This is a genomic window from Salinicoccus sp. RF5, from assembly GCF_020786625.1.
GTDB lineage: Bacteria > Bacillota > Bacilli > Staphylococcales > Salinicoccaceae > Salinicoccus.
In genome coordinates this window covers 59,708-84,683 of sequence record NZ_JAJGRC010000002.1, presented here as the reverse complement: position 1 = coordinate 84,683, position 24,976 = coordinate 59,708, and the positions used below count along the sequence as shown (strand labels likewise).

The 24,976-nt window shown below is 51.0% G+C and carries 24 protein-coding genes and 1 other annotated feature; all 24 genes read right to left on the bottom strand.

The genetic code is table 11. The annotated features are described in order from the left end of the window. Window positions 1–25 precede the first annotated feature (25 nt). Window positions 26–496, bottom strand: coding sequence for a 30S ribosomal protein S7 (gene rpsG, locus LLU09_RS07420; RefSeq protein ID WP_031545910.1), 471 nt, complete (start codon window positions 494–496; stop codon window positions 26–28). 51 nt (window positions 497–547) lie between these two features. Next, window positions 548–964 carry a 30S ribosomal protein S12 gene (gene rpsL / locus LLU09_RS07415; protein WP_031545912.1) on the bottom strand — a complete coding sequence of 139 codons (417 nt, stop codon included), beginning with the start codon at window positions 962–964 and terminating at the stop codon, window positions 548–550. 221 nt (window positions 965–1,185) lie between these two features. Beyond that, window positions 1,186–4,809, bottom strand: coding sequence for a DNA-directed RNA polymerase subunit beta' (gene rpoC / locus LLU09_RS07410; RefSeq protein ID WP_228311194.1), 3,624 nt, complete (start codon window positions 4,807–4,809; stop codon window positions 1,186–1,188). Window positions 4,810–4,846: 37 nt separating this feature from the next. Beyond that, a complete protein-coding gene (gene rpoB, locus LLU09_RS07405; protein WP_228311193.1) occupies window positions 4,847–8,383 on the bottom strand; it encodes a DNA-directed RNA polymerase subunit beta in 3,537 nt (1,178 codons plus the stop codon). A gap of 227 nt (window positions 8,384–8,610) precedes the next feature. Next, on the bottom strand, window positions 8,611–9,213 hold the full coding sequence (locus LLU09_RS07400; protein ID WP_228311192.1) for a class I SAM-dependent methyltransferase: 603 nt from the start codon (window positions 9,211–9,213) through the stop codon (window positions 8,611–8,613). Between the two features lie 100 nt (window positions 9,214–9,313). After that, window positions 9,314–9,682 carry a 50S ribosomal protein L7/L12 gene (rplL, locus tag LLU09_RS07395; protein WP_175288096.1) on the bottom strand — a complete coding sequence of 123 codons (369 nt, stop codon included), beginning with the start codon at window positions 9,680–9,682 and terminating at the stop codon, window positions 9,314–9,316. 28 nt (window positions 9,683–9,710) lie between these two features. After that, complete coding sequence (gene rplJ / locus LLU09_RS07390; RefSeq protein ID WP_040106278.1) at window positions 9,711–10,211, bottom strand: 50S ribosomal protein L10; 501 nt, start codon at window positions 10,209–10,211, stop codon at window positions 9,711–9,713. A gap of 28 nt (window positions 10,212–10,239) precedes the next feature. After that, window positions 10,240–10,384 (bottom strand) — a sequence feature (ribosomal protein L10 leader region). Between the two features lie 52 nt (window positions 10,385–10,436). Further along, window positions 10,437–11,132: a 50S ribosomal protein L1 gene (rplA, locus tag LLU09_RS07385; protein WP_228311191.1), complete on the bottom strand. Its 696-nt coding sequence runs from the start codon at window positions 11,130–11,132 to the stop codon at window positions 10,437–10,439. Between the two features lie 77 nt (window positions 11,133–11,209). Next, window positions 11,210–11,635: a 50S ribosomal protein L11 gene (gene rplK / locus LLU09_RS07380; RefSeq protein ID WP_094906130.1), complete on the bottom strand. Its 426-nt coding sequence runs from the start codon at window positions 11,633–11,635 to the stop codon at window positions 11,210–11,212. A 137-nt stretch (window positions 11,636–11,772) separates the two neighbouring features. Further along, the gene (gene nusG / locus LLU09_RS07375) at window positions 11,773–12,312 is read right to left on the bottom strand and encodes a transcription termination/antitermination protein NusG (RefSeq protein WP_228311190.1); all 540 of its coding nucleotides are present in this window, start codon (window positions 12,310–12,312) and stop codon (window positions 11,773–11,775) included. Between the two features lie 16 nt (window positions 12,313–12,328). Next, window positions 12,329–12,505 (bottom strand): preprotein translocase subunit SecE, encoded by a 177-nt coding sequence (gene secE, locus LLU09_RS07370; RefSeq protein ID WP_031545932.1) that lies wholly within the window; start codon window positions 12,503–12,505, stop codon window positions 12,329–12,331. Between the two features lie 18 nt (window positions 12,506–12,523). After that, on the bottom strand, window positions 12,524–12,658 hold the full coding sequence (gene rpmG, locus LLU09_RS07365; RefSeq protein WP_084184888.1) for a 50S ribosomal protein L33: 135 nt from the start codon (window positions 12,656–12,658) through the stop codon (window positions 12,524–12,526). A gap of 40 nt (window positions 12,659–12,698) precedes the next feature. Continuing rightward, window positions 12,699–13,331: an RNA polymerase sigma factor gene (locus LLU09_RS07360; protein ID WP_228311189.1), complete on the bottom strand. Its 633-nt coding sequence runs from the start codon at window positions 13,329–13,331 to the stop codon at window positions 12,699–12,701. 60 nt (window positions 13,332–13,391) lie between these two features. After that, entirely contained in the window at window positions 13,392–13,919 is a 528-nt protein-coding gene (locus LLU09_RS07355) for an NYN domain-containing protein (RefSeq protein ID WP_228311188.1), read from the bottom strand. A 1-nt stretch (window position 13,920) separates the two neighbouring features. Beyond that, a complete protein-coding gene (rlmB, locus tag LLU09_RS07350) occupies window positions 13,921–14,661 on the bottom strand; it encodes a 23S rRNA (guanosine(2251)-2'-O)-methyltransferase RlmB (protein WP_228311187.1) in 741 nt (246 codons plus the stop codon). Then, window positions 14,654–15,055, bottom strand: coding sequence for a Mini-ribonuclease 3 (locus tag LLU09_RS07345; RefSeq protein WP_228311186.1), 402 nt, complete (start codon window positions 15,053–15,055; stop codon window positions 14,654–14,656). Before LLU09_RS07345 ends, rlmB begins: the two co-directional genes overlap by 8 nt. After that, a complete protein-coding gene (gene cysS / locus LLU09_RS07340) occupies window positions 15,048–16,442 on the bottom strand; it encodes a cysteine--tRNA ligase (RefSeq protein WP_228311185.1) in 1,395 nt (464 codons plus the stop codon). Before cysS ends, LLU09_RS07345 begins: the two co-directional genes overlap by 8 nt. Continuing rightward, a complete protein-coding gene (gene cysE / locus LLU09_RS07335; RefSeq protein ID WP_040106286.1) occupies window positions 16,426–17,082 on the bottom strand; it encodes a serine O-acetyltransferase in 657 nt (218 codons plus the stop codon). The genes cysS and cysE overlap by 17 nt, the downstream gene beginning before the upstream one ends. A gap of 254 nt (window positions 17,083–17,336) precedes the next feature. Then, the gene (gene gltX / locus LLU09_RS07330; protein WP_228311184.1) at window positions 17,337–18,788 is read right to left on the bottom strand and encodes a glutamate--tRNA ligase; all 1,452 of its coding nucleotides are present in this window, start codon (window positions 18,786–18,788) and stop codon (window positions 17,337–17,339) included. A gap of 2 nt (window positions 18,789–18,790) precedes the next feature. Further along, window positions 18,791–19,273 (bottom strand): 2-C-methyl-D-erythritol 2,4-cyclodiphosphate synthase, encoded by a 483-nt coding sequence (ispF, locus tag LLU09_RS07325; RefSeq protein ID WP_228311183.1) that lies wholly within the window; start codon window positions 19,271–19,273, stop codon window positions 18,791–18,793. Window position 19,274: 1 nt separating this feature from the next. Next, window positions 19,275–19,952, bottom strand: a complete 678-nt coding sequence (ispD, locus tag LLU09_RS07320; RefSeq protein ID WP_228311182.1) for a 2-C-methyl-D-erythritol 4-phosphate cytidylyltransferase — start codon at window positions 19,950–19,952, stop codon at window positions 19,275–19,277. Beyond that, on the bottom strand, window positions 19,949–21,004 hold the full coding sequence (locus LLU09_RS07315; RefSeq protein ID WP_228311181.1) for a PIN/TRAM domain-containing protein: 1,056 nt from the start codon (window positions 21,002–21,004) through the stop codon (window positions 19,949–19,951). Before LLU09_RS07315 ends, ispD begins: the two co-directional genes overlap by 4 nt. A gap of 15 nt (window positions 21,005–21,019) precedes the next feature. Then, entirely contained in the window at window positions 21,020–22,393 is a 1,374-nt protein-coding gene (radA, locus tag LLU09_RS07310) for a DNA repair protein RadA (RefSeq protein ID WP_228311180.1), read from the bottom strand. 143 nt (window positions 22,394–22,536) lie between these two features. Further along, the gene (locus LLU09_RS07305; RefSeq protein WP_228311179.1) at window positions 22,537–24,975 is read right to left on the bottom strand and encodes an ATP-dependent Clp protease ATP-binding subunit; all 2,439 of its coding nucleotides are present in this window, start codon (window positions 24,973–24,975) and stop codon (window positions 22,537–22,539) included. Window position 24,976: the final 1 nt, after the last annotated feature.

Genomic DNA, 24,976 nt, shown 5'->3' with positions numbered 1-24,976 from the left:
AAGCTAAGCGGCTATGGGGCTCCGACTACCAGCGGTAGTGAGCGAATGCCCTGTTTGCTTCAGCCATCTTGTGTGTGTCTTCACGTTTCTTGACGGCTCCGCCTGTATTGTTGGCAGCATCAAGAATTTCGTTCGCTAGGCGCTCTTCCATTGTCTTTTCCCCACGCAGACGTGCGTAGTTCACGAGCCAACGAAGTCCGAGAGTTGTACGGCGGTCTGCACGTACCTCTACTGGCACCTGGTAGTTTGAACCACCTACACGGCGTGCTTTAACTTCAAGTACCGGCATGATGTTCTCGATCGCTTCATCAAAAACTTCGATTGCATCCCTGCCAGAACGTTCCTGTACAAGATCAAATGCTGAATAGAGAATTCTTTGGGATGTACCGCGTTTTCCGTCCACCATCATTTTATTGATAAGCTTAGTCACAAGTTTGGAATTGTGAATCGGATCCGGCAATACGTCTCTTTTGGCAACTGGTCCTTTACGTGGCATAGTCATCCTCCTTTCAAAAATTAGGTTTGTGTACGTCATATCATGACGGAATTATTTTTTCTTAGGGCGTTTAGTACCGTAGAGTGAACGGCCTTGTCTGCGGTCGTTGACACCTGAAGTATCAAGCGCACCACGTACGATATGGTAACGCACACCAGGAAGGTCCTTTACACGTCCACCGCGAATAAGTACTACACTGTGTTCTTGCAGGTTGTGCCCGATTCCAGGAATATATGCGTTCACTTCAACATTATTTGAAAGTCTCACACGTGCATATTTACGCAGAGCGGAGTTCGGTTTCTTAGGAGTCATTGTTCCAACACGAGTACAAACACCGCGTTTCTGTGGTGCATTTTCGTGTGTCACACGCTTCTTAAGGCTGTTGAACCCTCTGTTCAATGCTGGTGAGTCTGATTTCTGTCCTTTTGATTGACGAGGTTTTCTTACAAGCTGATTAATCGTTGGCATGGTTTTCCTCCTCTCTTCATTAATCCCACACATCCAGGTGGTTCATTTTTAGGGTATAAAAAATGTGTAAGACTGAAATCTTACATTTCAACATTTTCTATCTCCATATCGATCGTATCGATCCCATATAGAGTAACCTTAATAATAATAGCATCCGCCACTATTGATGTCAACAATATATCATGAAAAACAGGCCCCACTCCGGAGAGTGGGAGCTGCTGTTATTCTTCTATCAATACTTCTTCCTTATCGGCTGCTTCAGTATTTCTTTCGACATCGATCTCGACATCGCGGTACTTCGGCATGCCTGTTCCTGCCGGAATCAGCTTACCGATGATGACATTTTCCTTGAGGCCGAGAAGTTCATCCCGTTTTCCTTTGATTGCAGCATCTGTAAGTACTCTTGTCGTTTCCTGGAAGCTGGCTGCAGAGAGGAAGCTCTCTGTTTCAAGGGATGCTTTCGTGATTCCGAGCAGTACCGGTTTCGCCGTTGCTGGACGTTTACGCTTCTTGAAGATTTCCTTGTTTGCATCCGTAAACGCATGGATGTCGACAAGTGCACCTGGAAGGAGCGTCGTGTCTCCAGCATCGATGATCCTGACTTTCCTGAGCATCTGTCTGACCATGACCTCGACGTGCTTATCGTCGATTTCAACACCCTGCATGCGGTATACCTTCTGAACTTCCTTGAGAAGATATTCCTGTGTGCGGTTCAAGCCCGCTACCGCAAGGAGTTCCTTCGGTTCTATCGAACCTTCTGTAAGGATCTGGCCGGGTTCGATCTGATCTCCAACTTCCACGAGCAGACGCGCTGTCGCCGGTGCTGTGTAGGTCTTCGTCTCCTGCTCGCCCTTGATCTTGATCTCCTGCTGGCGGTCCTTGACGACTTCGATATCCGTAACGGCTCCGCGGATTTCTGAAATCATCGCCTGACCTTTTGGATTACGTGCCTCGAAGAGCTCCTGGATACGCGGGAGACCCTGGGTAATATCGCTTCCGGCAACCCCACCTGTGTGGAATGTACGCATTGTAAGCTGTGTACCCGGTTCACCGATGGATTGGGCAGCGATTGTACCGACTGCTTCACCCACTTCGACTTTTTCGCCTGTCGCCAGGTTTTTACCATAGCAGCGCTCACAAACACCATGACGGGTGTTGCATGTGAAGGCAGAGCGGATGTACATCTCTTCGATGCCGCTGTTCACGATCTCCTTCGCCAGTTCTGTGGTGATGAGTTCGTTTGAACGCACAAGGATTTCTTTCGTTTCAGGATGTCTCACCGTTTCTTTCGAATAGCGCCCTTCCAGACGGTCGATGAACGGTTCGATGAGCTCGGACCCTTCTGTCAATGCAGAAACGAGGAGGCCTTTGTCCGTACCACAGTCGTCATCACGCACGATGACATCCTGTGCCACATCAACAAGCCTTCTTGTGAGATAACCGGAGTCGGCCGTCTTGAGTGCTGTATCGGCAAGACCTTTACGCGCCCCGTGTGTGGAAATGAAGTACTCGAGTACCGTCAGCCCTTCACGGAAGCTGGACTTGATCGGGAGTTCGATGATCTGTCCGGATGGGTTGGCCATGAGTCCACGCATACCAGCAAGCTGGGTGAAGTTGGACGCATTACCACGGGCACCGGAATCACTCATCATGAAGATTGGGTTCAGACGGTGGAGTGATGCCATCAGGCGTTCCTGGATGACGTCCTTGGCTCTCGTCCAGAGTTCGATGACGGCACCATAGCGCTCGTCTTCAGTGATCAGACCGCGTGCAAACTGCTTCTGCACTTTTTCGACCTTCTCTTCTGTCTCATCAATGATCTGCTGTTTATCCGGCAGGACCACGATATCGGATACACCTACGGTGATTCCGGCTTTGGAAGAATACTTGAAGCCGAGGTCCTTCATGAGGTCGAGCATTACGGATGTTTCTGTGATGTGGAACTTGTTGAATACTTCCGCGATGATCTGACCCAGGTACTTCTTGTTGAAAGGTTCCACGATCGGCGTCTCCTTGAGCCTCTCTGCCAACCCGCCTTCACCAAGCTCCGATACTGAAACGAAGTAGCGGTCCGGAGTCTTATCCTCAAGGTTTTCCCTTGTCGGTTCATTGAGGTATGGGAAGGATGGCGGCATGATCTCGTTGAAGATGACCTTGCCTGTCGTCGTCATCAGGATCTTGCCTTTATTCTCTTCGGAGACCTTCTCCGTCTCGAGTGAATTCGTGTGCAGTCCGATGCGTGTATGAAGCTGCACATAGCCATTCTGGTAGGCCATTACAACTTCATTCGTATCTTTGAAGATGTGTCCTTCACGTTTCGTGTTCTCCCTCTCGAGGGTGAGATAGTAGTTCCCCAGCACCATATCCTGTGATGGTGTAACAACCGGCTTCCCGTCCTTCGGATTGAGGATGTTCTGGGCAGCGAGCATCAGCATGCGCGCTTCCGCCTGTGCTTCTTTGGAGAGCGGCACGTGTACCGCCATCTGGTCTCCATCGAAGTCGGCATTGTACGCCGTCGTCACCAGTGGGTGCAGACGGATGGCGCGGCCTTCGACAAGCGTCGCCTCGAACGCCTGGATACCCAGACGGTGGAGCGTTGGTGCACGGTTGAGGAGGACAGGGTGTTCTTTGATGACATCTTCAAGAACATCCCATACATCATCTTCCATACGCTCGATCTTGCCTTTGGCGTTTTTGATGTTTGTCGCCATTTCACGTTCTACAAGCTCTTTCATTACGAACGGCTTGAAGAGTTCAAGTGCCATTTCCTTCGGCAGTCCGCATTGATACATCTTCAAGCTTGGTCCAACAACGATTACGGAACGGCCTGAATAGTCGACACGCTTACCAAGAAGGTTCTGACGGAAACGACCCTGCTTCCCTTTGAGCATGTGGGAAAGCGATTTGAGCGGGCGGTTCCCCGGTCCTGTCACCGGACGGCCGCGACGGCCGTTATCGATGAGTGCATCCACCGCTTCCTGAAGCATGCGCTTCTCATTCTGGACGATGATGCCGGGAGCACCGAGGTCCAACAGACGCTTCAGGCGGTTGTTTCGGTTGATTACACGACGATAGAGGTCATTCAGATCGCTTGTTGCAAAGCGGCCCCCATCAAGCTGCACCATTGGACGGATTTCCGGTGGGATGATCGGCAGGACATCGAGGATCATCCATGATGGGTCATTGCCGGAACTGCGGAATGATTCAACGACTTCAAGGCGTTTGATTGCCCTTGTCAGGCGCTGCCCCGTAGCAGTTTCCAGCTCTTTCCTCAGTGCTTCGAGTTCTTCTTCAAGGTTGACGTCCATAAGGAGTTCCTTGATCGCTTCCGCACCCATCTTGGCTGTGAACGTGTTGCCGTGTTTGTCATAGTATTCCCTGTACTCACGCTCAGTGAGGAGCTGCTTCGGTTCAAGACCTGTGGAGCCCGGTTTGATTACTGCATAGGAAGCAAAGTAGATGACTTCTTCCAGTGAACGCGGTGACATGTCGAGGAGCAGTCCCATCCTGGACGGGATGCCCTTGAAGTACCATATATGGGAGACAGGGGCAGCAAGTTCAATGTGCCCCATCCTTTCCCGGCGTACTTTGGAGCGTGTCACTTCGACACCACAACGGTCACAGACCATGCCTTTATACCTTACACGCTTGTATTTTCCACAGCTGCACTCCCAGTCCTTCGTAGGACCGAAGATCTTTTCACAGAAAAGGCCGTCCCTTTCAGGCTTCAATGTTCTGTAATTGATTGTTTCAGGCTTCTTCACTTCACCAAAGGACCATGAGCGGATCTTTTCTGATGAAGCAAGACCTATTTTCATATATTGAAATCTATTTACATCTATCAATGAGCTTTCCTCCCTAAAGTTTTATCAAGCTCAATCATCATTCAGTGACATCTTCAGTTGCAGCGCTTGTCTTCTCGCTCAAATTCATCTGATTGGATGCATCATCCTCTTCAGTATCACGCATCTCGACTTCTTCGTCCTGATCATCGAGGATGTTGACGTCGAGGCCAAGACTCTGGAGTTCCTTCATCAATACGCGGAATGACTCAGGGACGCCAGGTTTAGGGACGTTTTCACCTTTTACAATCGCTTCATAAGTCTTCACACGTCCTACAGTATCATCCGACTTGACCGTCAGGATTTCCTGCAAGGTATAGGCGGCACCATAGGCTTCCAGTGCCCATACTTCCATTTCCCCGAAACGCTGGCCACCGAATTGGGCCTTACCGCCAAGCGGCTGCTGCGTAACCAGGGAATATGGTCCGGTGCTTCTTGCGTGAAGCTTGTCGTCGACCATGTGGGCGAGTTTGAGCATGTACATGACGCCTACGGAGATGCGGTTTTCGAACGGATCGCCTGTGCGTCCATCATAAAGGACGGTCTTGCCATCGCGTGCAAGGCCGGCTTCAGCCATCGTCTCCCATACGTCTTCTTCGTTGGCACCATCGAATACCGGTGACGCCATCTTCAGACCCATCGCACGGGCCGCCATACCGAGGTGGAGTTCAAGCACCTGTCCGATGTTCATACGGGAAGGTACACCCAGCGGGTTGAGCATGATGTCGATCGGTGTGCCGTCCGGCATGTAAGGCATGTCCTCTTCCGGAAGGATCCTGGAGATTACACCTTTGTTCCCGTGACGTCCACACATCTTGTCCCCTACGCTGATCTTACGCTTCTGCACGATGTAGACACGTACGAGCTGGTTGACACCCGGGGACAGTTCGTCGCCATCTTCACGATTGAACACTTTGACGTCGAGGACGATGCCGCCGGCACCGTGTGGCACGCGCAGTGAAGTATCGCGCACTTCGCGCGCCTTCTCACCAAATATCGCATGCAGGAGGCGCTCCTCTGCAGTCAGTTCCGTCACACCTTTCGGCGTCACCTTCCCGACGAGGATATCGCCATCCTTGACTTCTGCGCCAATGTGAACGATGCCACGGTCATCGAGCTTCTTGAGTGCGTTATCGGAGACGTTCGGAATATCCCTTGTGATTTCTTCAGGTCCGAGCTTGGTGTCCCTGGATTCAGATTCATACTCTTCGATATGGATGGATGTATAGACATCATCTTTGACGAGACGTTCACTCATGATTACTGCATCCTCATAGTTGTAGCCGTCCCATGTCATGAAGCCGACCACGACGTTCTGTCCAAGCGCCATCTCACCATTGTCCATGGATGGTCCGTCTGCAAGGATTTCACCTTGTGTGACTACATCACCTTTTGCGACGATCGGTTTCTGGTTGTAGCATGTACCGGAGTTGGAACGGATGAATTTGGACAGCCTGTAGATATCCTTTTCTGTTTCTACTTCCTTGCCATTCTCCTCCTCGATGCGGCGGATGTGTATTTCTTTAGCTTCCACATGCTCCACACGGCCTTTATAGCGTGCAACTATCGCAGCGCCGGAGTCACGGGCAGCCACATGCTCCATGCCTGTGCCGATATGAGGGGACTGCGGTATGAGAAGTGGTACAGCCTGACGCTGCATGTTCGCACCCATCAACGCACGGTTGGAGTCATCGTTTTCGAGGAATGGGATACACGCTGTTGCAGCAGAAACGACCTGCTTTGGAGAAACATCCATGTAGTCCATGCGTTCCCTTGCCATTTTCGTGTTGTTGCCGCGGAAACGGCATACGATTTCTTCCCTTACGAAGGATCCGTCCTCATTCAGGAGGGCGTTGGCCTGGGCCACGACATAGCTGTCTTCCTCATCGGCAGTAAGGTAGTCGATCTGGTCCGTTACACGGTTCGTTTCCGCATCCACTCTTCTGTATGGTGTTTCGATGAAGCCGAATTCATTCACTCTGGCAAAGCTCGAGAGTGAGTTGATCAGACCGATGTTCGGGCCCTCCGGCGTCTCGATCGGACACATGCGGCCGTAGTGGGAATAGTGTACGTCCCGCACTTCCATGCCCGCACGTTCACGCGTCAGACCGCCGGGCCCAAGCGCAGACAGACGTCTTTTATGTGTCAGCTCTGCAAGCGGATTCGTCTGGTCCATGAACTGGGAAAGCTGGGAGCTTCCGAAGAACTCTTTTATGGATGCGATCACAGGACGGATATTGATGAGCTGCTGTGGTGTGATCGACTCAGTATCCTGAATCGACATGCGCTCCCTTACTACACGCTCCATACGGGAAAGTCCGATCCTGAACTGGTTCTGCAGGAGTTCACCGACAGAGCGCAGGCGACGGTTGCCGAGGTGGTCGATATCATCTGTATGACCCACACCTTCAATCAGGTTGAAGAAGTAGCTCATGGAGGCGATGATGTCAGACGGTGTGATGGACTTCACTTCCACATCCGGGAAGGCGTTGCCGATCACTGTCGTTGTACCCTCTTCCTGGTTCGGTGCTTCCACTTTGATGGATTGGATTTCAATCGGTTCATCCAGAAGTCCATTTTCAAGGCGGAATGTTTCAAGGTTTGCATTGGCTTCCAGCACATCCATGATGCTGTCCAATGTGCGCCTGTCGACGGTCGTACCTGTTTCCGCTACGATTTCGCCCGTTTCCTTGTCCACGATAGGCTCAGCAAGCACTTGGTTGAACAGACGGTTCTTAAGGTGGAGCTTCTTATTCATCTTGTAGCGTCCAACACTCGCGAGATCATAACGCTTCGGATCAAAGAACCGTGAGTAGAGGAGATTTCTGGCATTCTCAACTGTCGGCGGCTCGCCTGGGCGAAGTCGTTCGTATATTTCTAGGAGTGCCTGATCCACTGTTTCTGTCGTATCCTTCTCCAGTGTGTTCCTGAGATGTTCACTGTCACCGAGAAGGTTTATGATTTCCTGGTCTGTAGAAAATCCGAGCGCCCTGAGCAGTACCGTCATCGGCAGCTTGCGCGTACGGTCTATTCTTACGTAAACTATATCTTTAGCATCGATTTCGTATTCGAGCCATGCACCACGGTTGGGAATCACCGTCGCCCCAAAGCTCGCTTTGCCGTTCTTATCCATTTTTTCCGAGTAGTATACGGATGGACTTCTGACAAGCTGTGATACGATTACACGCTCTGCGCCATTGATAATGAAAGTACCTGTATCCGTCATCAGTGGGAAGTCACCCATGAATACTTCCTGTTCCTTGACTTCGCCCGTTTCCTTGATGACAAGGCGTACTTTTACACGCAATGGTGCAGAATATGTTGCATCATGGTTCTTTGCCTCTTCCTCATCGTACTTGGGTTCGCCAAGCTTATAGTCCACAAATTCCAATGACATGTTCCCAGTGAAGTCCTCGACCGGTGAAATGTCCTTGAACATTTCGATCAGGCCCGTCTGCAGGAACCATTCATAGGATTTCGTCTGGATTTCGATCAGGTTCGGCAAATCCAATTTCTCTTCGATACGTGCATAGCTTCTGCGTTTAGCGTGTCTTCCATATTGAATCAATTGACTCATCGACAGATTCACCCCTAATAAAAATTACGTAAAACATTCACCGAAGCAGTTAAACAGTTAATAAGACAAAAAGAAAACGGAATCGTGACCAACCCCATTTTCTATTTATTAACAATATTTAATACGCTCCATCCAATCAGTGTTCAAAAAGTGCATACTGATTGACATTATATTTTTACATTCTATAACTATAACACAGAAAATTTGTCAAGTCAAACACTGGTCTTCTACATTTTGATGCCCTTCAGCACATGATAGCCTTTGTCCTTGGCAACGATTTCCGAGTTCCCGAAAAGCTTTTCAACTGCTTTTCTGTACGACGGCATGCCCTGCTTCTTCTGGACCACCATATAGAAGGATCCTCCTGCGCCAAGTTTCCTGTGGGCATCTTCAATCATTTCCAGCACCACTGGCTTCCCCGCACGGAAAGGCGGGTTGGTCACATAGAGCGCCGGAGGCTCTGCAAGTTCCCTTTCATCATATTCCGTACGATCCATCACTTCGGCTTCCACACCATTCTGCTCTGCATTCCCACGGCACAGCATAAGCGCGTCGGAATTCACTTCGACCATGACAGGCCTTGCACCCAGCACATCGCCAAGGACAATGCCGATCGGGCCGTATCCTGCACCCATGTCTACGAATACACCGCCTTCTGACATGTTAGTGTCATGGACGACGGCATCGATCAGAACCGAGGATCCATAGTCGATACGGTCCCTCGAAAAGACGCCGCGGTCGGTCCTGAAGCGGTAGACCCTGCCCCTGTAGTTGAATTTGATCTCCCTATATTCATGTTCTGTATTATCTCCAGTGAAATAATGGCTCATGATACCACTCCTATGTAATGAAGCACTTGAATAAAATAACAAAGGAGGCCCATTTAAACAGTAGATGTTTAACATGAGCCTCCAAGTGTTTACACAAAAATTATTTAAGTTCTACGCTTGCGCCAACTTCTTCAAGCTGGGATTTGAGTTCTTCAGCTTCTTCTTTAGCGAGGCCTTCTTTGACAACTTTAGGTGCGCCGTCAACGACTGCTTTCGCTTCTTTGAGTCCGAGACCAGTTGCTTCACGAACAACTTTGATGACTTTGATCTTGGAAGATCCAGCGTCTGTAAGTTCAACGTCGAATTCAGTCTGTTCTTCAGCAGCTGCTTCTCCGCCGCCTGCGCCTGCTGCTGCTACTGGAGCTGCAGCTGTTACGCCGAATTCTTCTTCAATTGCTTTAACAAGGTCGTTAAGTTCAAGTACGGACATTTCTTTTATTGCTTCAATGATTTGTTCTTGAGACATTATAATTCCTCCGTTTTTTTAATAGATTGGTTTAGGCTTCTTCGTTCTCTTTCTCTTCACCGACTGCTTTAACTGCATAGGCGAAGTTGCGTACTGGAGCCTGAAGTACAGAGAGCAGCATGGAAACAAGGCCTTCTTTGCCTGGAAGCGCTGCAATCGCCTTGACATCTTCTGCCGGCGTGAACGTTCCTTCGATGATGCCCGCTTTGATTTCCAAAGCTTCATGTTCCTTCGCGAAATTGTTGATGATCTTCGCTGGGGCGATTACATCTTCGTTTGAAAATGCAAGCGCGTTTGGACCAGTGAGGAACTCATTGATTTCAGCAAGTTCAGCTTTTTCAGCTGCGCGGCGCGTCATCGTGTTCTTGTAGACTTTGAACTCGACGCCTGCTTCACGAAGCTGCTTGCGCAGTTCAGTCATTTCAGATACAGACAGGCCACGGTAGTCTACAAGCACTGTAGATACAGAGTTCTTGAGCTGGTCGGAAATGACATCCACGTGCTGCTTTTTAGCTTCAATCACATTTGACATAGTTACACCTCCATAATTTTTGTGTATCCGGTGCATTAAAAAAGCACCTTTTACCCACGGCAAAAAGTGCTTGAATATTCAATATGAATTCAAGTCGTCATCATTTGCCTCGGTAGGATCGGGTTTTAAGCACAGGGTGCTCCTACTGTCTTAGGGAATATTAAAATACAACTGCAACTATACACAATACAGCTGCAGTTGTCAATATCCAATCAAGTATTGAAATTAGACCCTTACTTCGTTCAGATCAACTTTGACACCAGGCCCCATTGTTGAAGACAGTGCCACGGATTTGAAGTAGGTGCCTTTTGAAGAAGCCGGTTTCGCTTTTGTGAGTGCATCAGCAATCGCCCTGAAGTTGTCGGCGAGCTTCTCATCATCGAAGGAAACCTTGCCGATCGCTGCATGGACGATACCGGATTTTTCTGCACGGTATTCAACTTTACCTGCTTTGATCTCTTCAACGGCTTTAGTAACATCCATTGTTACAGTGCCTGTTTTAGGGTTCGGCATGAGACCTTTTGGTCCGAGCACGCGGCCGAGCTTGCCGACCTCACCCATCATATCTGGTGTAGCTACGATGACATCGAAGTCGAACCATCCATTATTGATCTTCTGGATGTAGTCCTGTTCTCCTACGTAGTCTGCACCTGCTGCTTCTGCTTCTTTCGCCTTGTCGCCCTTAGCGAATACCAATACACGCTGTGACTTGCCAGTACCGTGCGGCAGTACGATTGCTCCACGGATCTGCTGATCGTTTTTACGCGTATCAATACCCAGGCGGAATGCTACTTCTACAGAAGCATCGAAGTTTACAGTGCTTGTCTCTTTGGCAAGTTTGACTGCTTCTTCTACGCTGTAAGACGCATTTTGATCAAACTTCTCGAGAGCTGCCTGATACTTTTTACTTCTCTTAGCCATTACTATTCCTCCTTGTGGTTATAGCGGGTAATCCTCCCACGTTTGTATTAATACTTTAACCTTATGGTCAATTCAAATTATTTCTCTACAGAGAAGCCCATGCTTCTTGCTGTACCTTCGACCATACGCATAGCCGCTTCCACGTCTGCTGCATTAAGGTCTTCCATTTTAGTTTCAGCAATTTCACGTACCTGCGCTTCAGTTACTGTCGCCACTTTATTCTTGTTCGGTTCGCCTGAACCTTTTTCGGTGTTGGCAGCTTTCTTCAAAAGAACAGCCGCTGGTGGAGTCTTCGTAATGAAAGTGAAGGAACGGTCCTCGAATACGGAAATTTCAACCGGAATGATGAGACCAGCCTGTTCCTGTGTACGTGCATTGAATTCTTTACAGAATCCCATGATGTTTACGCCCGCCTGACCTAGTGCCGGACCTACCGGTGGTGCCGGGTTCGCTTTACCTGCAGGAATCTGCAATTTTACTACGTTGATTACTTTTTTAGCCACGATGTGCACCTCCTCGTTATCGTGATGTGGTCATAGGATGTCAGTTTTCACCCTCCCACTCGCATCATAAAAAGATGGTCGAACAAAATTCGACCATGACAATATACCATTATTCCATTGAAAACACAAGTCACATATTACAATTTCTCGATTTGGTCGAATTCGACTTCCACAGGCGTATCCCGGCCGAACATCTCGACAAGTACCGTAAGCTTGTAGTGCTCCTCATCGATTGAACGGATTTCCCCAGTCTGGTTCTTGAACGGTCCATCAACGATATTGACGGATTCTCCAACTTCAACTTCGAAATCGACTGTACGCTCTGCCATCCCCATGGATTTCAGGATGAATTTGACTTCCTCCGGAAGCAGCGGGTTCGGCTTGCTGCCTGCCCCCTGCGAGCCGACGAACCCGGTGACGCCAGGAGTGTTCCGCACGATGTACCATGATTCGTCAGTCATGACCAGTTCCACCAGCACGTAGCCCGGGAACGTCTTCTTCATGGCAGTCTTGCGCTTGCCGTCCTTGACGGTCGTCTCTTCCTCTTCTGGAATGATGACACGGAAGATCTGATCCTGCATATTCATCGATTCGAGGCGCGCCTCGAGATTTGCTTTTACTTTATTTTCATATCCGGAATAGGTGTGCACAGCATACCAGTTCTTTTCTCCAGACATAGTATCTCTCCTTTAGTTACATTAAGTCTATGATTGCGGAGATACCCAGGTCCAGCGCATAGAAAAACGCCAGAAAGAATATCACTGTGAACATGACGACCGCAGTATAGCGTACCGTCTCCTGACCAGTCGGCCAGCTTACTTTCTTCATTTCGCTGACAACATTCTGCAAGAAGTTCTTATCATTTGCCATCGGTTGCTTCCTCCTGTATCAGATGGAACTCTTATGAGTCGTATGCCGGTTGCATGTCCTGCAGTATTTCTTGAGCACAAGCCGCTCTTTATGCTCGCTTTCAGTCGTGTAGTTGCGCGACCCGCATTCAGTGCATAACAATGCCACTTTCATCATAAAATCCTCATTTCAATTCTAATTTACTATACCGATTTCAAGCCATGTTGTCAAACAGCCCCCCGGAGTCTTCCAACAGGGCGAGGCGCTCCTTTTTGCGCCTGATGCGGTGCAGGGTGTTCAGCACGCTTCTTCTGTCGAGGGCGAGCTCCCTGCAGACATCGCTGATGCCATGGCCCTTTTCGAGGTGCTGGAGCACCTTCCTTTCAAGCGGCGAGCAGATCCCCCGCTTATGCATAAGGTACTGAAGCTGCTCCTCCTTCACCATGATGTTGATGGGGTTGGCCACCTTCTCTTCCGGTTCGGCCTGTTCTACCACACCTTTATCCCCCGTCGGCACGAGCACCCTATACTCCCTCATGCCCCGCTTCCTGCGCGAGCGCATTTCAAGATGCAGCGTGCGGAACAGATAATGGCGATACCTCCCCCTGTCATGCTGATAGCGGCTGCACAGCCTGAGCGCCTGTTCCATCATTTCCTGCTCGACATCTTCACGATCATGGAAATCATTCATATACCGATAGCTCATACGGTGGATCTGCGGCCTCAGTCTGGCATCGATCAGATCGAAAGCCTGCATATCACCTGCGCGGACCCTGAACGCCAATGCATCCAGTTCATCATCGGCATCTTCCCTGACAAAAAAATGAAACGTGGCAATCTGGTACATACCCATCCCCCTATCCTATTAATAGGAATGATAAGAGGGAACGGAGTCAAATACAATACGCTAGAATCGTCCCCGGCGCCATTTTTCAAGTTTCGCCTGGACATCATCGCGGATATCCAATTTCTGCCTTGGCATTTTTTCATTAATCGTATCTATTTTCCTGCTGATATTCTTTTCAGCCTCCGCCAGGCTCACCCACATCTCCCGGGAGGAGATCCTGTAGGCACCGAGTGCAAATATTGCATTCTGTTCAGTCAGGTCGCTCGTCACCACACTGATTTCACATAGATGGGGGTGATAGTGGTCATGGACGAAGCGTTCAATATACTCATCTGCCGTCTCCTTCTCCTTCGTATACACTACAGTGACACCATGATAATCAAGGATGCTTTCTTTCGAGCGCACTTCGTAGGCATCGAATACGCAGATGATCTCATAGTTCGCAACCGACTGGTATTCAGCTAAGGCTGCCAGTATCTTTTCTCTGGGCATCTCGAGCGAATGGAGGGACTCCCTATGCAGTTCCTGATCCGCACCAATCAGATTATAGCCATCCACAATCAGGATGCGCCTTTTTTTCCGCTTCATATCATCCACGCCTGACGTCGTTCTGCTTGCGGAACACTTCATACATCAGCAGTGCGGCCGATACCGAGGCATTGAGGCTGGTGATGTGGCCCACCATCGGAATCTGTACGACGAAATCACATTTCTCCAATGTCTTTCTGCTGATCCCTTTACCTTCGCTCCCTATCACAAGCGCTGTATTGACATCTGCCGCCATTTCCCGGTAATCCATCGTGCCCTTGCCGTCACTGCCCGCAATCCAGAACCCCTTCTCCTTCAGCTTGTCGATGGTCTGGTTGATGTTCGTCACGCGGACGACCGGCACATGTTCTATCGCCCCCGTGGATGTCTTGGCGACCGTATCCGTCAGCTGCACGGAGCGGCGGTTCGGAATGATGACACCATCAAATCCGGTGGCATCACAGGTCCTGAGGATGGATCCAAGGTTGTGCGGGTCCTCCAGGCCATCGAGTATGACCAGGTTTGCACGCTTCCCCTCGATTCTTCCCATCAATGTTTCAAGCGGCATATAGTCGTGCGGACTGCCGAGGGCCACTACACCCTGATGCCGTTCATCAGTCAGCCCATCGAGCTTCGATTTGGGCACCGTCTGGACGACCACCTTCTTTTTTCTTGCGGTATCGAGTATATCCTTGATCTGTCCCTTGTTTACGGAGTCCTGGATGAACACCTTGTTGATGTCCGCATCCCCCATCAATGCCTCACGCACTGCATGGCGCCCCGCTATCACTGAATCACTCATTTCTATCCCTCCCTGATTCCAATATGATATGCATCAATTCATCAAGCCTCGCCTTCTCTCCCTTCAGATGGAGGTGGCCGATCAGCGCTTCCAGCCCTGAAGCATTCCTGTAGTCCTTGATTGATGCGTTTTTCGCCCGTGTTGCACTCGACTTATTGCGTGCCTTCCGTGCAATATCCCACTCTTCTTCCGTCAGGATGTGCTTACGCAAGTGGTCCAGGGCTTCTGCCTGGGCACTCGCCTTCACCATCCGGTTGGCAGCCTGGTGGATGGCATCCGGCTTCAGATGGGGATTCTCGACCAGAAGATGTGTCCGCACATAGACCGAGTACACTGCATCTCCGACAAAGGCGAGTGACAGGGGCTGCATGCGGTCGGTATTATGCTCACCCACGTCTGAAGCGCACGCCTTCCTTGGTGTCCTCGAGGATGATCCCCTGCGCCTTCAGGTCGTCACGGATTTCATCCGCACGCGCGAAATCCCTGTTCCTCCTGGCTTCGTTACGTTCCTCTATCAATGCTTCAATTTCCTCATCAAGCAATACTTCAGCCTCATCGAGTTCGATACCGAGGACCGTGCTGTAGATTTCGAACACTTCGACGAAACGTTCCAGCACCCCGGCAGATGTCGTATGGCGGCGCAGATACTTGTTCAGTTCGGTCGTAAGGTCATGCCAAGCCGTAATGGCATTTGCCGTATTGAAATCATCATCCATATGCGCTTCGAACGTCTTGATGTTATCGTCGATGATCTTCAGCATCACCTCGTCCTCACCGTTGCCTACGGCACTCGCAAGGCGTTCCTTCGCCTGCAGGTAGCTGAACTGGATCCGTTTCAGCCCGTTCTCGGCAGCCCCGACCAGCTCCCGGTTATAGTTGATCGGATTGCGGTAGTGGACGCTGATCATGAAGAAGCGGAGGACATTCGGATTGATTTCCTTGATGATGTCATGGACCAGGATGAAGTTCCCAAGGGACTTCGACATCTTTTCATTGTCTATATTGATGTAGCCATTATGCATCCAGTAGTTTGCGAATGTGCTGTCCGTCATGCACTCGCTCTGTGCAATCTCATTTTCATGGTGTGGGAAGGTGAGGTCCTGGCCGCCTGCGTGGATGTCTATCGTATCACCCAGATGGTGGCGCGCCATGACACTGCATTCGATGTGCCAGCCCGGGCGCCCTTCCCCCCATGGTGATTCCCATTTGATTTCATTCGGCTTGGCCTGCTTCCACAGCACGAAGTCCAGCGGATCCTGCTTCTTCTCCCCAGATTCAATCCTCGCTCCAACCTTCAGATCATCCACCGACTGATGGGAGAGCTTTCCGTATCCGTCAAAGGAACGTGTCCTGAAATAGACATCGCCGTCTGATTCATAGGCATGACCCTTGTCGATCAGCACCTGTATGAACTCTATGATATCGTCCATGTGGTCCATTACACGTGGATGGTGTGTGGCAGGCTTCACGTTCAATGCCCCCGTGTCCTCGAAGAAGGCTTTTATGAAACGGTCGGCGATGACCGGGACCTCTTCCTTCAGCTCGAGTGATGCCTTGATGAGCTTGTCATCGACATCAGTGAAGTTGGAGACATATTCCACTTCATATCCCTTATATTCAAGATAACGGCGTACCGTATCGAATGCAATCGCCGGACGCGCGTTACCGATGTGGATATAATTATACACGGTAGGGCCGCACACATACATTTTTACCTTGCCGTCCTCGATGGGTTTGAATTCTTCCTTCTGCCGCGTTAAAGAGTTAAATATGAGAACCATTTTCTACCTCGTTCCTGACTTCGTGTCTAAAGTCCTTGATTTCATCTTCCAATCCGTGGATCATATCGAGAATCGGGTCTGGCAGATCGGTGTGATTAAGATCCCTGGCATTCTTAACCTTCTCGCCCGCCTGCTTGACCACATAGCCCGGAATGCCCACGACAGTGGCATCACGGGGCACATCCTTCAATACTACGGAATTTGCACCGATCTTCGAGTTTTCGTGGATGCGTATGTTCCCCAGTACTTTGGCACCCGCTGCAATGAGCACATTATCGTCGATATCCGGGTGCCGCTTCTGCTCCTCCTTGCCGGTCCCGCCAAGGGTCACTCCCTGGTATATCGTCACATTGTCGCCGATGCGGCATGTCTCCCCGATTACGGTACCCATGCCATGGTCGATGAACAGCCTGCGCCCGACCTGGGCCCCCGGGTGGATTTCGATGCCGGTGAAGAAACGGCTCATCTGAGAGATAATGCGCGCACTTGTCGTAAACTTCTTCTTGTACAATTTATGGGCAATCAGGTGTGACCAGATGGCATGGAGCCCTGAACAAGTGATAAACACTTCCATGCGATTTTTGGCAGCCGGATCCATCTCCAGCACCATATCGATATCTTCCTTCATTCTATCCAGCATTTCGTCTTCCTCCATTCTAATAAAAATGCCCCTGTCCATTTAGGACAGAGGCGCATTAAGCACGGTTCCACTCTGCTTGCAGCCTATGCTGCACTCTCGGTATATTGAGATTTCCACAGAGGGCAATTCTGATCAGTGACCGGTTATCCTCACACCTGCCGGATAATCTCTGGTTTCCGTCAAAAGATCATACTCGTTTCTCTGTTCTAACAATCATAATGGATTCCGCCCCATGCTGCAACTGGTTTGCCCGGCTACTTCAACTTTCCGATGCGCGCCAGTGCCTTTTCCCTGCCGATCAGTGAGATGGTCTCCGGCAGCTCCGGCCCCTTCGTCTGGCCGGTCACAGCCACGCGGATCGGCATGAAGAGCTTCTTGCCCTTGTAGCCGGTCGACTTCTGGACTTCCTTGATTGCCGCCTTGATGGCTTCCGGAGAGAAGTCGTCCATCGTGCTGAACTTCTCGTGCAGGGCTGTCATCAGTTCTGGAATATGCTCCTGTGCGATGACTTCGTTCGCCGCTTCATCAAATTCGATATCATCCTTGAAGAACTGTTCGGACAGGGTTGTGATCTCCCCTGCAAAGCTCATCTGCTCCTGGTAGAGGGCTACGAGCTTGCGGGCCCAGTCCAGTTCTGTTTCGGAAGCGTTCTCCTCGACGAGCCCCTCCTTAACCAGATGAGGGAGTGCCATCTGGAAGACCGTTTCAGCATCCTTCTCCTTCATGTACTGGTTATTGATCCACGTCAGCTTCTGCTTGTCGAAGAACGCCGGGGACTTGGACAGCCGAGTCTCATCAAACAGCTTGATGAATTCTTCCTTGGAGAAGATCTCCTCTTCCCCTTCAGGCGTCCACCCAAGCAATGCGATGAAGTTGAACAATGCTTCAGGCAGATAACCCAAATCCTTATACTGTTCGATGAACTGGATGATGGAGCCATCACGCTTGGAGAGCTTCTTCTTATTCTCGTTGACGATGAGCGTCATATGGCCGAATTTCGGCTCTTCCCAGCCCATCGCCTGATAGATCATCTGTTGTTTCGGCGTATTGGAGATATGGTCGTCCCCACGCAGTACATGGGAGATTTCCATCATGTGGTCGTCGATGACGACAGCGAAATTGTATGTCGGCACACCGTCCTTTTTGACGATGACCCAGTCGCCGATACCATTCGAATCAAATGACACTTCACCCTTTACAATATCATCGAATACGAATGTCTCATCCTTCGGTACACGGAAACGGATGCTCGGTTCTCTGCCTTCATCGATGAATGCTTGCTCCTCTTCTTCCGTCAGGTTCGCGTGCTGGCCGCCATAACGCGGCATTTCTCCACGGGCGATCTGTGCCTCCCGCTCCGCTTCAAGTTCTTCCGATGTCATATAGCATCGATAGGCTTTGCCCTCCTCCAGCAGCTTGTCGATGACCGGCTGATAGATGTGCTGGCGTTCCGACTGGCGGTAGGGACCGTAGCCCCCGTCCTTATCTACACTCTCGTCCCATTCCAGACCGAGCCATTTCAGATAGTGGAGCTGGGACTCTTCTCCTGCTTCCACATTCCTGGCGCTGTCCGTATCTTCGATACGGATGATGAAATCCCCGTCATAACGACGGGCAAAAAGATAGTTGAACAATGCCGACCGCGCGTTACCGATGTGCAGATATCCTGTCGGACTTGGTGCATACCTCACTCTTACTTTATCCATTGCTATTCCTCCACTTTTTCAATTAGAACTACCGCTTCAGAAGCGATGCCTTCGCCCCTGCCTGTAAAACCGAGCTTTTCCGTAGTTGTCGCTTTAATATTAACATTTGAAAGATCCGTCTTCAAAAGGGAGGCGGCAACATCCCGCATATCATCGATATGCGGCCTGAACTTGGGACGCTCAGCCATGATGACGGCATCGATGTTCCCTATCCTATATCCTTTTTGGACCATCATCTCCACCACTTCAGAAAGCAGCACTTTGGAATCCATATCCTTGAACGCCGCATCCGTATCCGGGAAGAACTTGCCGATATCCCCGAGAGCCAGGGCACCGAGGATCGCATCCGCCATCGTATGGAGCAGCACATCCGCATCCGAGTGTCCCTTGAGCCCGCGGTCATGGGGAATCTCGATGCCACCGATGATCAGCGGACGTCCTTCCTCGAACGCATGGACATCAAATCCGTGACCGATTCTGAGCATGTCATTCACTTCCTTTCTTCATAATGGATTCGGCGACCTTCAGATCCTCTTCAGTCGTTATTTTAATGTTATCATAAGTCGATGCTGTCACATGGACCCTTTTTCCAAGTGCTTCCACCATCATCGAGTCATCCGTCACAGTAAGGTTCTTCTCCGCTGCATTCTGATATGCACGCATGAGCAGGTCATATTCGAAGGCCTGCGGTGTATGGACTGCGACGACCGACGTACGGTCGATGGTCTCCTCCACTTCATCCCCGGATATGCGCTTCAGCGTATCCTTCGGCTTCACGCCGCAGATGACTGCCTGATGCAACTCCACCGATGCCTTCAGACCATCCAGCGTTCCTTGGTTGACGAAGGGCCGCGCCCCATCATGGACAAACACATATTCTGCAGGGTCGATAGCCCTGAGGACGTTATGGATGCTGTGCTGGCGCTCCCTGCCGCCTTCATGGATACCTTTGACCTTGGTGCATCCCTTAAGCATCTCCTTTAATGTATCCATCTCCCCCTTACGCCCGGCAAGATGGATGGCTTCACAGTCGGGATCTGCTTCAAATTTCTCTACAGTCATCCGGATGATCGGGGTGTCTCCCAGCCTGATGAAAACCTTATTGTAATCCATATGCATTCTGCTGCCCATTCCGGCAGCTGGAATTATTACTGTATATTTCATTTCTTTCTCACTTTCTTCGCAAATACAATGCGTCCGGAATTCGTCTGGAGCACGCTTACCACTTCTACTTTAATGGTCTTGTTTATGAGCGACCTGCCTTCTTCGACCACAACCATTGTACCATCTTCGAGATATCCGACACCCTGGTTTTCCTCTTTGCCCGTCTTCGAGATCAGCAGGTCGAATGTATCGCCCTGGATGACGACGACTTTGATTGCATCGGATAGCTGATTTACATTGAGGACCGGGATCTGGTGCAGCTGGCATACTTTATTCAAGTTGTAGTCGGTGGTGATGATGACGCCCTGCTCGGCTTTCGCGGCTTCGATGAGCTGATGGTCGACATCAAGCTTGTCGTAATCGACCGGCATGATGGTGACATTATCACTTTGCTCCTGCAGGGTGTTCAGCATATCCAGCCCCCTCTGTCCCTTGTCCCTTTTGATCGGGTCTGTAGCATCGGCAATGAGCTGGAGTTCATCCAGCACGAACTGCGGAATCACGAGCTCCCCTTCGATGAACCCCGTCTTTGCCACATCCACGATCCTTCCATCTATGATGGCACTCGTATCGAGGAACTTACGCGGAATCCTCTTCTTCTCTTCCTGGGATTTCGAAAAATTGCCGGGGAGGAAATCCAGAACTTCACTGAACTTCTTGAGCCCGATCTGGAACCCGAGATACCCCAGTATCACAGCCAGTATGAAGGGAATGATATCGCCGATCAGAGGAATGTCGATGGCATTGATCAATAGGGAAATTAAGACAGCAATTAAAAGGCCGACGATCATTCCTAGTGTGGCGGACACAATCTCTGCAAGGCTGCGGTTCAGGATCAGGGCTTCGCTCCTCCGGATAAGCGATTCGACTTTCGGCACCGTCCACAGGAAGAGGAGGAGAAACAGCAGCAGCCCGGCAAGGCCATGAACCAATACATTATCGATCACCATCGGCAGATCGAACGGAAGCAGCTGGAAGAGCGTCGGCATGAGCCAGACGCCGAGTGAAACCCCGATAAGTACGTACAGAATATAAAGCAGATACTTCAACATGGATATTCACCTCCCCTACTTCTTGATTGCGGCTTTCAGCGCATCCTTCAAGGTGCGGACGCTGATGACCTCGATGCCTTCCGGCACCTCCAGTCCACTCATGTTCGACGCCGGGATGATTGCACGGTTGAAGCCGAGCTTCGCCGCCTCCTGGAGCCTCTGTTCAATCTTAGTGACCCGTCTGATCTCACCGGTCAGCCCGACCTCACCGATGAAGCAGTCGTCGCCGCGCACCTGTGCGGCCTTGAAGCTTGAAGCGATGCTGACGATGATGCTCAGATCAACTGCCGGTTCATCCAACCGGGCGCCCCCTGCAACTTTGATGTAGGCATCGTGCTGCTGCATGAGCAGTCCTTCACTTTTCTCGAGCACCGCCATCAGAAGTGATAGACGGTTTTGGTCGATGCCTGTGGCCATGCGACGCGGATTATGGAAGTGCGTCGGTGTGACGAGTGCCTGGACCTCAACCAGCAGCGCCCGCGTCCCTTCCATGGTCGCCACTATGGCCGATCCGGGCGTATTCTTCGAGCGTTCCTCGAGGAACACTTCCGATGGATTGAGCACTTCCTTCAGTCCTTCGCTCTTCATCTCGAACATGCCCATTTCATTCGTGGAGCCGAAGCGGTTCTTGACCGCACGGAGCATCCGGTACGTATGATGCTGGTCCCCTTCAAAATAGAGCACCGTATCCACCATATGCTCGAGCATCCTTGGCCCCGCAATCTGTCCCTCTTTGGTCACGTGGCCCACGATGAAGGTGGCGATGTTGCCGCTTTTCGCGATATTCATCAGGCTCTGTGTACACTCCCGTACCTGCGAAACACTGCCGGGGGCGCTTGTCACATCGGGATTGAACACGGTCTGGATGGAATCTATGATCAGGAAGTCCGGATCCAGCCGTTTGATCTCATCATGGATGTAGAAGAGGTTCGTTTCGCTGTAGACGTTCAGCTGGTCGCTTCCTTCGGTCAGCCGGTCCGCACGCAGTTTTATCTGTTCCAGTGATTCCTCACCCGAAACATACAGCACTTCGTGGTTCTGGGACAGGGTCAGCGCAGTCTGGAGCAGAATCGTCGACTTCCCGATTCCTGGGTCCCCTCCGATCAGTATCAGGGAACCATCGACGATGCCGCCACCGAGCACCCTGTCGAACTCGCCACTCTGGGTCAGCGTCCTCGGCGTGTTGCTCTTGTTCACGCGTTCAAGCTTCCGGCTGCGCTGGCGCCCTTCTGCTTCAGGCTTGCCGAATGTCCCTCTGCCCTTGGTCTCCTTGTGGACAAGCTTCTCCTCCATCTGGTTCCATGCACCGCAGTTTGGACATCTGCCCATCCACTTGGGCGATTCATGCCCGCACGCCATACACTCGAAAATATTTTTCGTCTTTGCCATGTCTAGAGACTCTCCTGTAATTTGATTTTATTATTAATATTGTATAACTATTACCTATGATTTTAAAGCGGAACCTCATTGAAGCCCGATGCCTCATGATGAAAAAGCCGGGATGGTTTCCCATCCCGGCGTTGCCACTCCTTCTATTCCACTGCAACTTTATCTTTCGTGCTTACATTGAATTCATCATCCTTGTAGTCGATTGTGACTACTCTGCCTTCAAGCTCCTCGCCGGAAAGCAGGGATTCACTGAGCCTGTCTTCGATATGACGCTGGATGGAGCGTGCGAGTGGACGCGCACCATATTCAGGGTCATATCCTTCCTCTGCAATCTTGTCGGTGGCCGAATCGGTGACTTCAAGATGGATATCCTGATCGCTCAAACGTTCTGTCAGCTGATTGATCATGAGCGTCACGATCTCTTTGAGGTGTTCCTTCTCCAGGCTGTGGAAGACGATGATGTCGTCCACACGGTTGATGAATTCGGGACGGAAGCTGTTCTTCAGTTCCTTCATCATCGTATTTCTGATCGTGTCGTAGTCCTGGGACTGCGCCGTCGTACCGAAGCCTGCAAACTTGTTGTCCCTGAGCTCCTGGGCACCGACGTTCGATGTCATGACGATGATCGTGTTCCTGAAGTCGACGGTACGTCCATTGGAGTCCGTCAGACGGCCGTCATCCAATACTTGCAGCAGCATGTTGAAGACATCCGGGTGGGCCTTCTCGATTTCATCGAAAAGTACGAGTGAATAAGGTTTTCTTCTCACTTTTTCCGTAAGCTGGCCCCCATCATCATAGCCGACATAGCCCGGTGGTGAACCGACGAGACGGGAGACGGAGTGCTTCTCCATGTACTCGCTCATGTCGACGCGGATCATCGCATCCTCTTCGCCGAACATCGCTTCGCTGAGTGCCCTGGCAAGTTCCGTCTTACCGACACCCGTCGGACCGAGGAAGATGAAGCTGCCGATTGGACGCTTCGGATTCTTGAGTCCGGCACGTGCCCTTCTGACCGCCTTCGAAATGGAAGCTACAGCATCCTCCTGACCGATGACGCGGTCATGCAGGATGGACTCCAGGTTCATCAGCCTCTCCGACTCGTCCTCTGCAATCTTGGAGAGCGGGATGCCTGTGATGCTGCTGATGACAAGTTCTATATCACTCTTCGTCACAGACTGTGATGCCTGTCCCTGTTCCTTCTTCCAGTTGTCTTCACGCTTCTTAAGCTCATCTTCAAGCTTTGTCTGCTGGTCCCTGTAGTTCGCCGCCGCTTCAAACTCCTGGCTCTGTACGGCTGCATCCTTTTCCTTCTTGATGGCTTCAAGCTTGCCTTCAAGATCCTTCAGGTCCGGCGGGGATGTGTAGCTTCTGAGCCTGACTTTGGATGACGCTTCATCAATCAGGTCGATCGCCTTGTCCGGCAGGAACCTGTCCTGGACATAGCGGTCACTCATGACCGCTGCCGCTTCCAGCGCCTCATCCGTGATGGTGATCCTGTGGTGTGCTTCATAACGGTCGCGGAGACCCCTCAGAATGAGTATCGCATCCTCGACATTCGGCTCATCCACCTGTACAGGCTGGAAACGGCGCTCCAGTGCCGCATCCTTTTCGATGTGCTTGCGATATTCATCAAGTGTCGTCGCCCCGATGCACTGCAGCTCGCCGCGTGCAAGTGCAGGCTTCAGGATATTGGAGGCATCGATTGCACCTTCGGCGCCGCCGGCCCCGATCAGTGTATGCAGCTCATCGATGAACAGCACGACGTTGCCGGCCTTATGGATCTCCTCCATTACCTTCTTCATGCGTTCCTCGAATTCACCACGATACTTCGTGCCTGCCACGACGGTCCCCATGTCGAGTGACATGACGCGCTTGTCCTTCAGGGTTTCCGGCACTTCGTTTTTAATGATCGCCTGTGCAAGGCCTTCGGCAATCGCCGTCTTGCCGACACCGGGTTCACCAATCAGGACCGGGTTGTTCTTCGTCCTTCTGCTCAGCACCTCGATCACACGGGTGATCTCCTTGGATCTGCCGATGACCGGGTCGAGCATTTCATCACGGGCAATCTGCGTAAGGTCGCGGGCCAGTGAATCCAGGGTTGGTGTATTGTGGTCCTTCTTCATGCCGTCCTTCTGCTGGAATGACTCAGGGTTGCCGAGCATCTTGATGACTGCGGCACGGGCCTTCGTGATGTTCAGGTCGAGGTTCGACAGCACACGTGCGGCCACGCCTTCGCTTTCCCTGATCAGGCCGAGCAGGAGATGCTCCGTGCCCACGAAGTTATGGTGGAGCTTGCGCGCTTCATCCATTGAGAGTTCAATGACCTTCTTCGCCCTCGGCGTGTAGTGGATGGAGGAAGAAGGTTCGCTGCCTTCGTTGATCAGGTTGAACACTTCCTCCTTCACTTTCTCTTCAGTGATATTGAAGGATTCGAGGACCTTCGCGGCAATACCTTCGTTTTCCTTTACGAGCCCAAGCAGCAGGTGCTCGGTTCCGATGTTCGAATGCTTGAGGTTGATTGCTTCTTCCTGTGCATAGGCCAGCACTTTTTGCGCTCTTTCAGTCAGTCTGCCAAATAACATA

Excerpts from the sequence above, each read along its gene's own strand:
- rpsG (WP_031545910.1), bottom strand. The coding sequence starts at position 496 with ATGCCACGTAAAGGACCAGTTGCCAAAAGAGACGTATTGCCGGATCCG.
- rpsL (WP_031545912.1), bottom strand. The coding sequence starts at position 964 with ATGCCAACGATTAATCAGCTTGTAAGAAAACCTCGTCAATCAAAAGGA.
- rpoB (WP_228311193.1), bottom strand. The coding sequence starts at position 8,383 with ATGAGTCAATTGATTCAATATGGAAGACACGCTAAACGCAGAAGCTAT.
- LLU09_RS07400 (WP_228311192.1), bottom strand. The coding sequence starts at position 9,213 with ATGAGCCATTATTTCACTGGAGATAATACAGAACATGAATATAGGGAG.
- rplJ (WP_040106278.1), bottom strand. The coding sequence starts at position 10,211 with ATGTCAAATGTGATTGAAGCTAAAAAGCAGCACGTGGATGTCATTTCC.
- rplA (WP_228311191.1), bottom strand. The coding sequence starts at position 11,132 with ATGGCTAAGAGAAGTAAAAAGTATCAGGCAGCTCTCGAGAAGTTTGAT.
- nusG (WP_228311190.1), bottom strand. The coding sequence starts at position 12,312 with ATGTCTGGAGAAAAGAACTGGTATGCTGTGCACACCTATTCCGGATAT.
- secE (WP_031545932.1), bottom strand. The coding sequence starts at position 12,505 with ATGGCAAATGATAAGAACTTCTTGCAGAATGTTGTCAGCGAAATGAAG.
- rpmG (WP_084184888.1), bottom strand. The coding sequence starts at position 12,658 with ATGAAAGTGGCATTGTTATGCACTGAATGCGGGTCGCGCAACTACACG.
- LLU09_RS07360 (WP_228311189.1), bottom strand. The coding sequence starts at position 13,331 with ATGTACCAGATTGCCACGTTTCATTTTTTTGTCAGGGAAGATGCCGAT.
- LLU09_RS07355 (WP_228311188.1), bottom strand. The coding sequence starts at position 13,919 with ATGAAGCGGAAAAAAAGGCGCATCCTGATTGTGGATGGCTATAATCTG.
- rlmB (WP_228311187.1), bottom strand. The coding sequence starts at position 14,661 with ATGAGTGATTCAGTGATAGCGGGGCGCCATGCAGTGCGTGAGGCATTG.
- cysS (WP_228311185.1), bottom strand. The coding sequence starts at position 16,442 with ATGGTTCTCATATTTAACTCTTTAACGCGGCAGAAGGAAGAATTCAAA.
- cysE (WP_040106286.1), bottom strand. The coding sequence starts at position 17,082 with ATGCTGGATAGAATGAAGGAAGATATCGATATGGTGCTGGAGATGGAT.
- gltX (WP_228311184.1), bottom strand. The coding sequence starts at position 18,788 with ATGGATAAAGTAAGAGTGAGGTATGCACCAAGTCCGACAGGATATCTG.
- ispF (WP_228311183.1), bottom strand. The coding sequence starts at position 19,273 with ATGCTCAGAATCGGTCACGGATTTGATGTCCATGCGTTCGAGGAAGGA.
- ispD (WP_228311182.1), bottom strand. The coding sequence starts at position 19,952 with ATGAAATATACAGTAATAATTCCAGCTGCCGGAATGGGCAGCAGAATG.
- LLU09_RS07315 (WP_228311181.1), bottom strand. The coding sequence starts at position 21,004 with ATGTTGAAGTATCTGCTTTATATTCTGTACGTACTTATCGGGGTTTCA.
- radA (WP_228311180.1), bottom strand. The coding sequence starts at position 22,393 with ATGGCAAAGACGAAAAATATTTTCGAGTGTATGGCGTGCGGGCATGAA.
- LLU09_RS07305 (WP_228311179.1), bottom strand. The coding sequence starts at position 24,975 with ATGTTATTTGGCAGACTGACTGAAAGAGCGCAAAAAGTGCTGGCCTAT.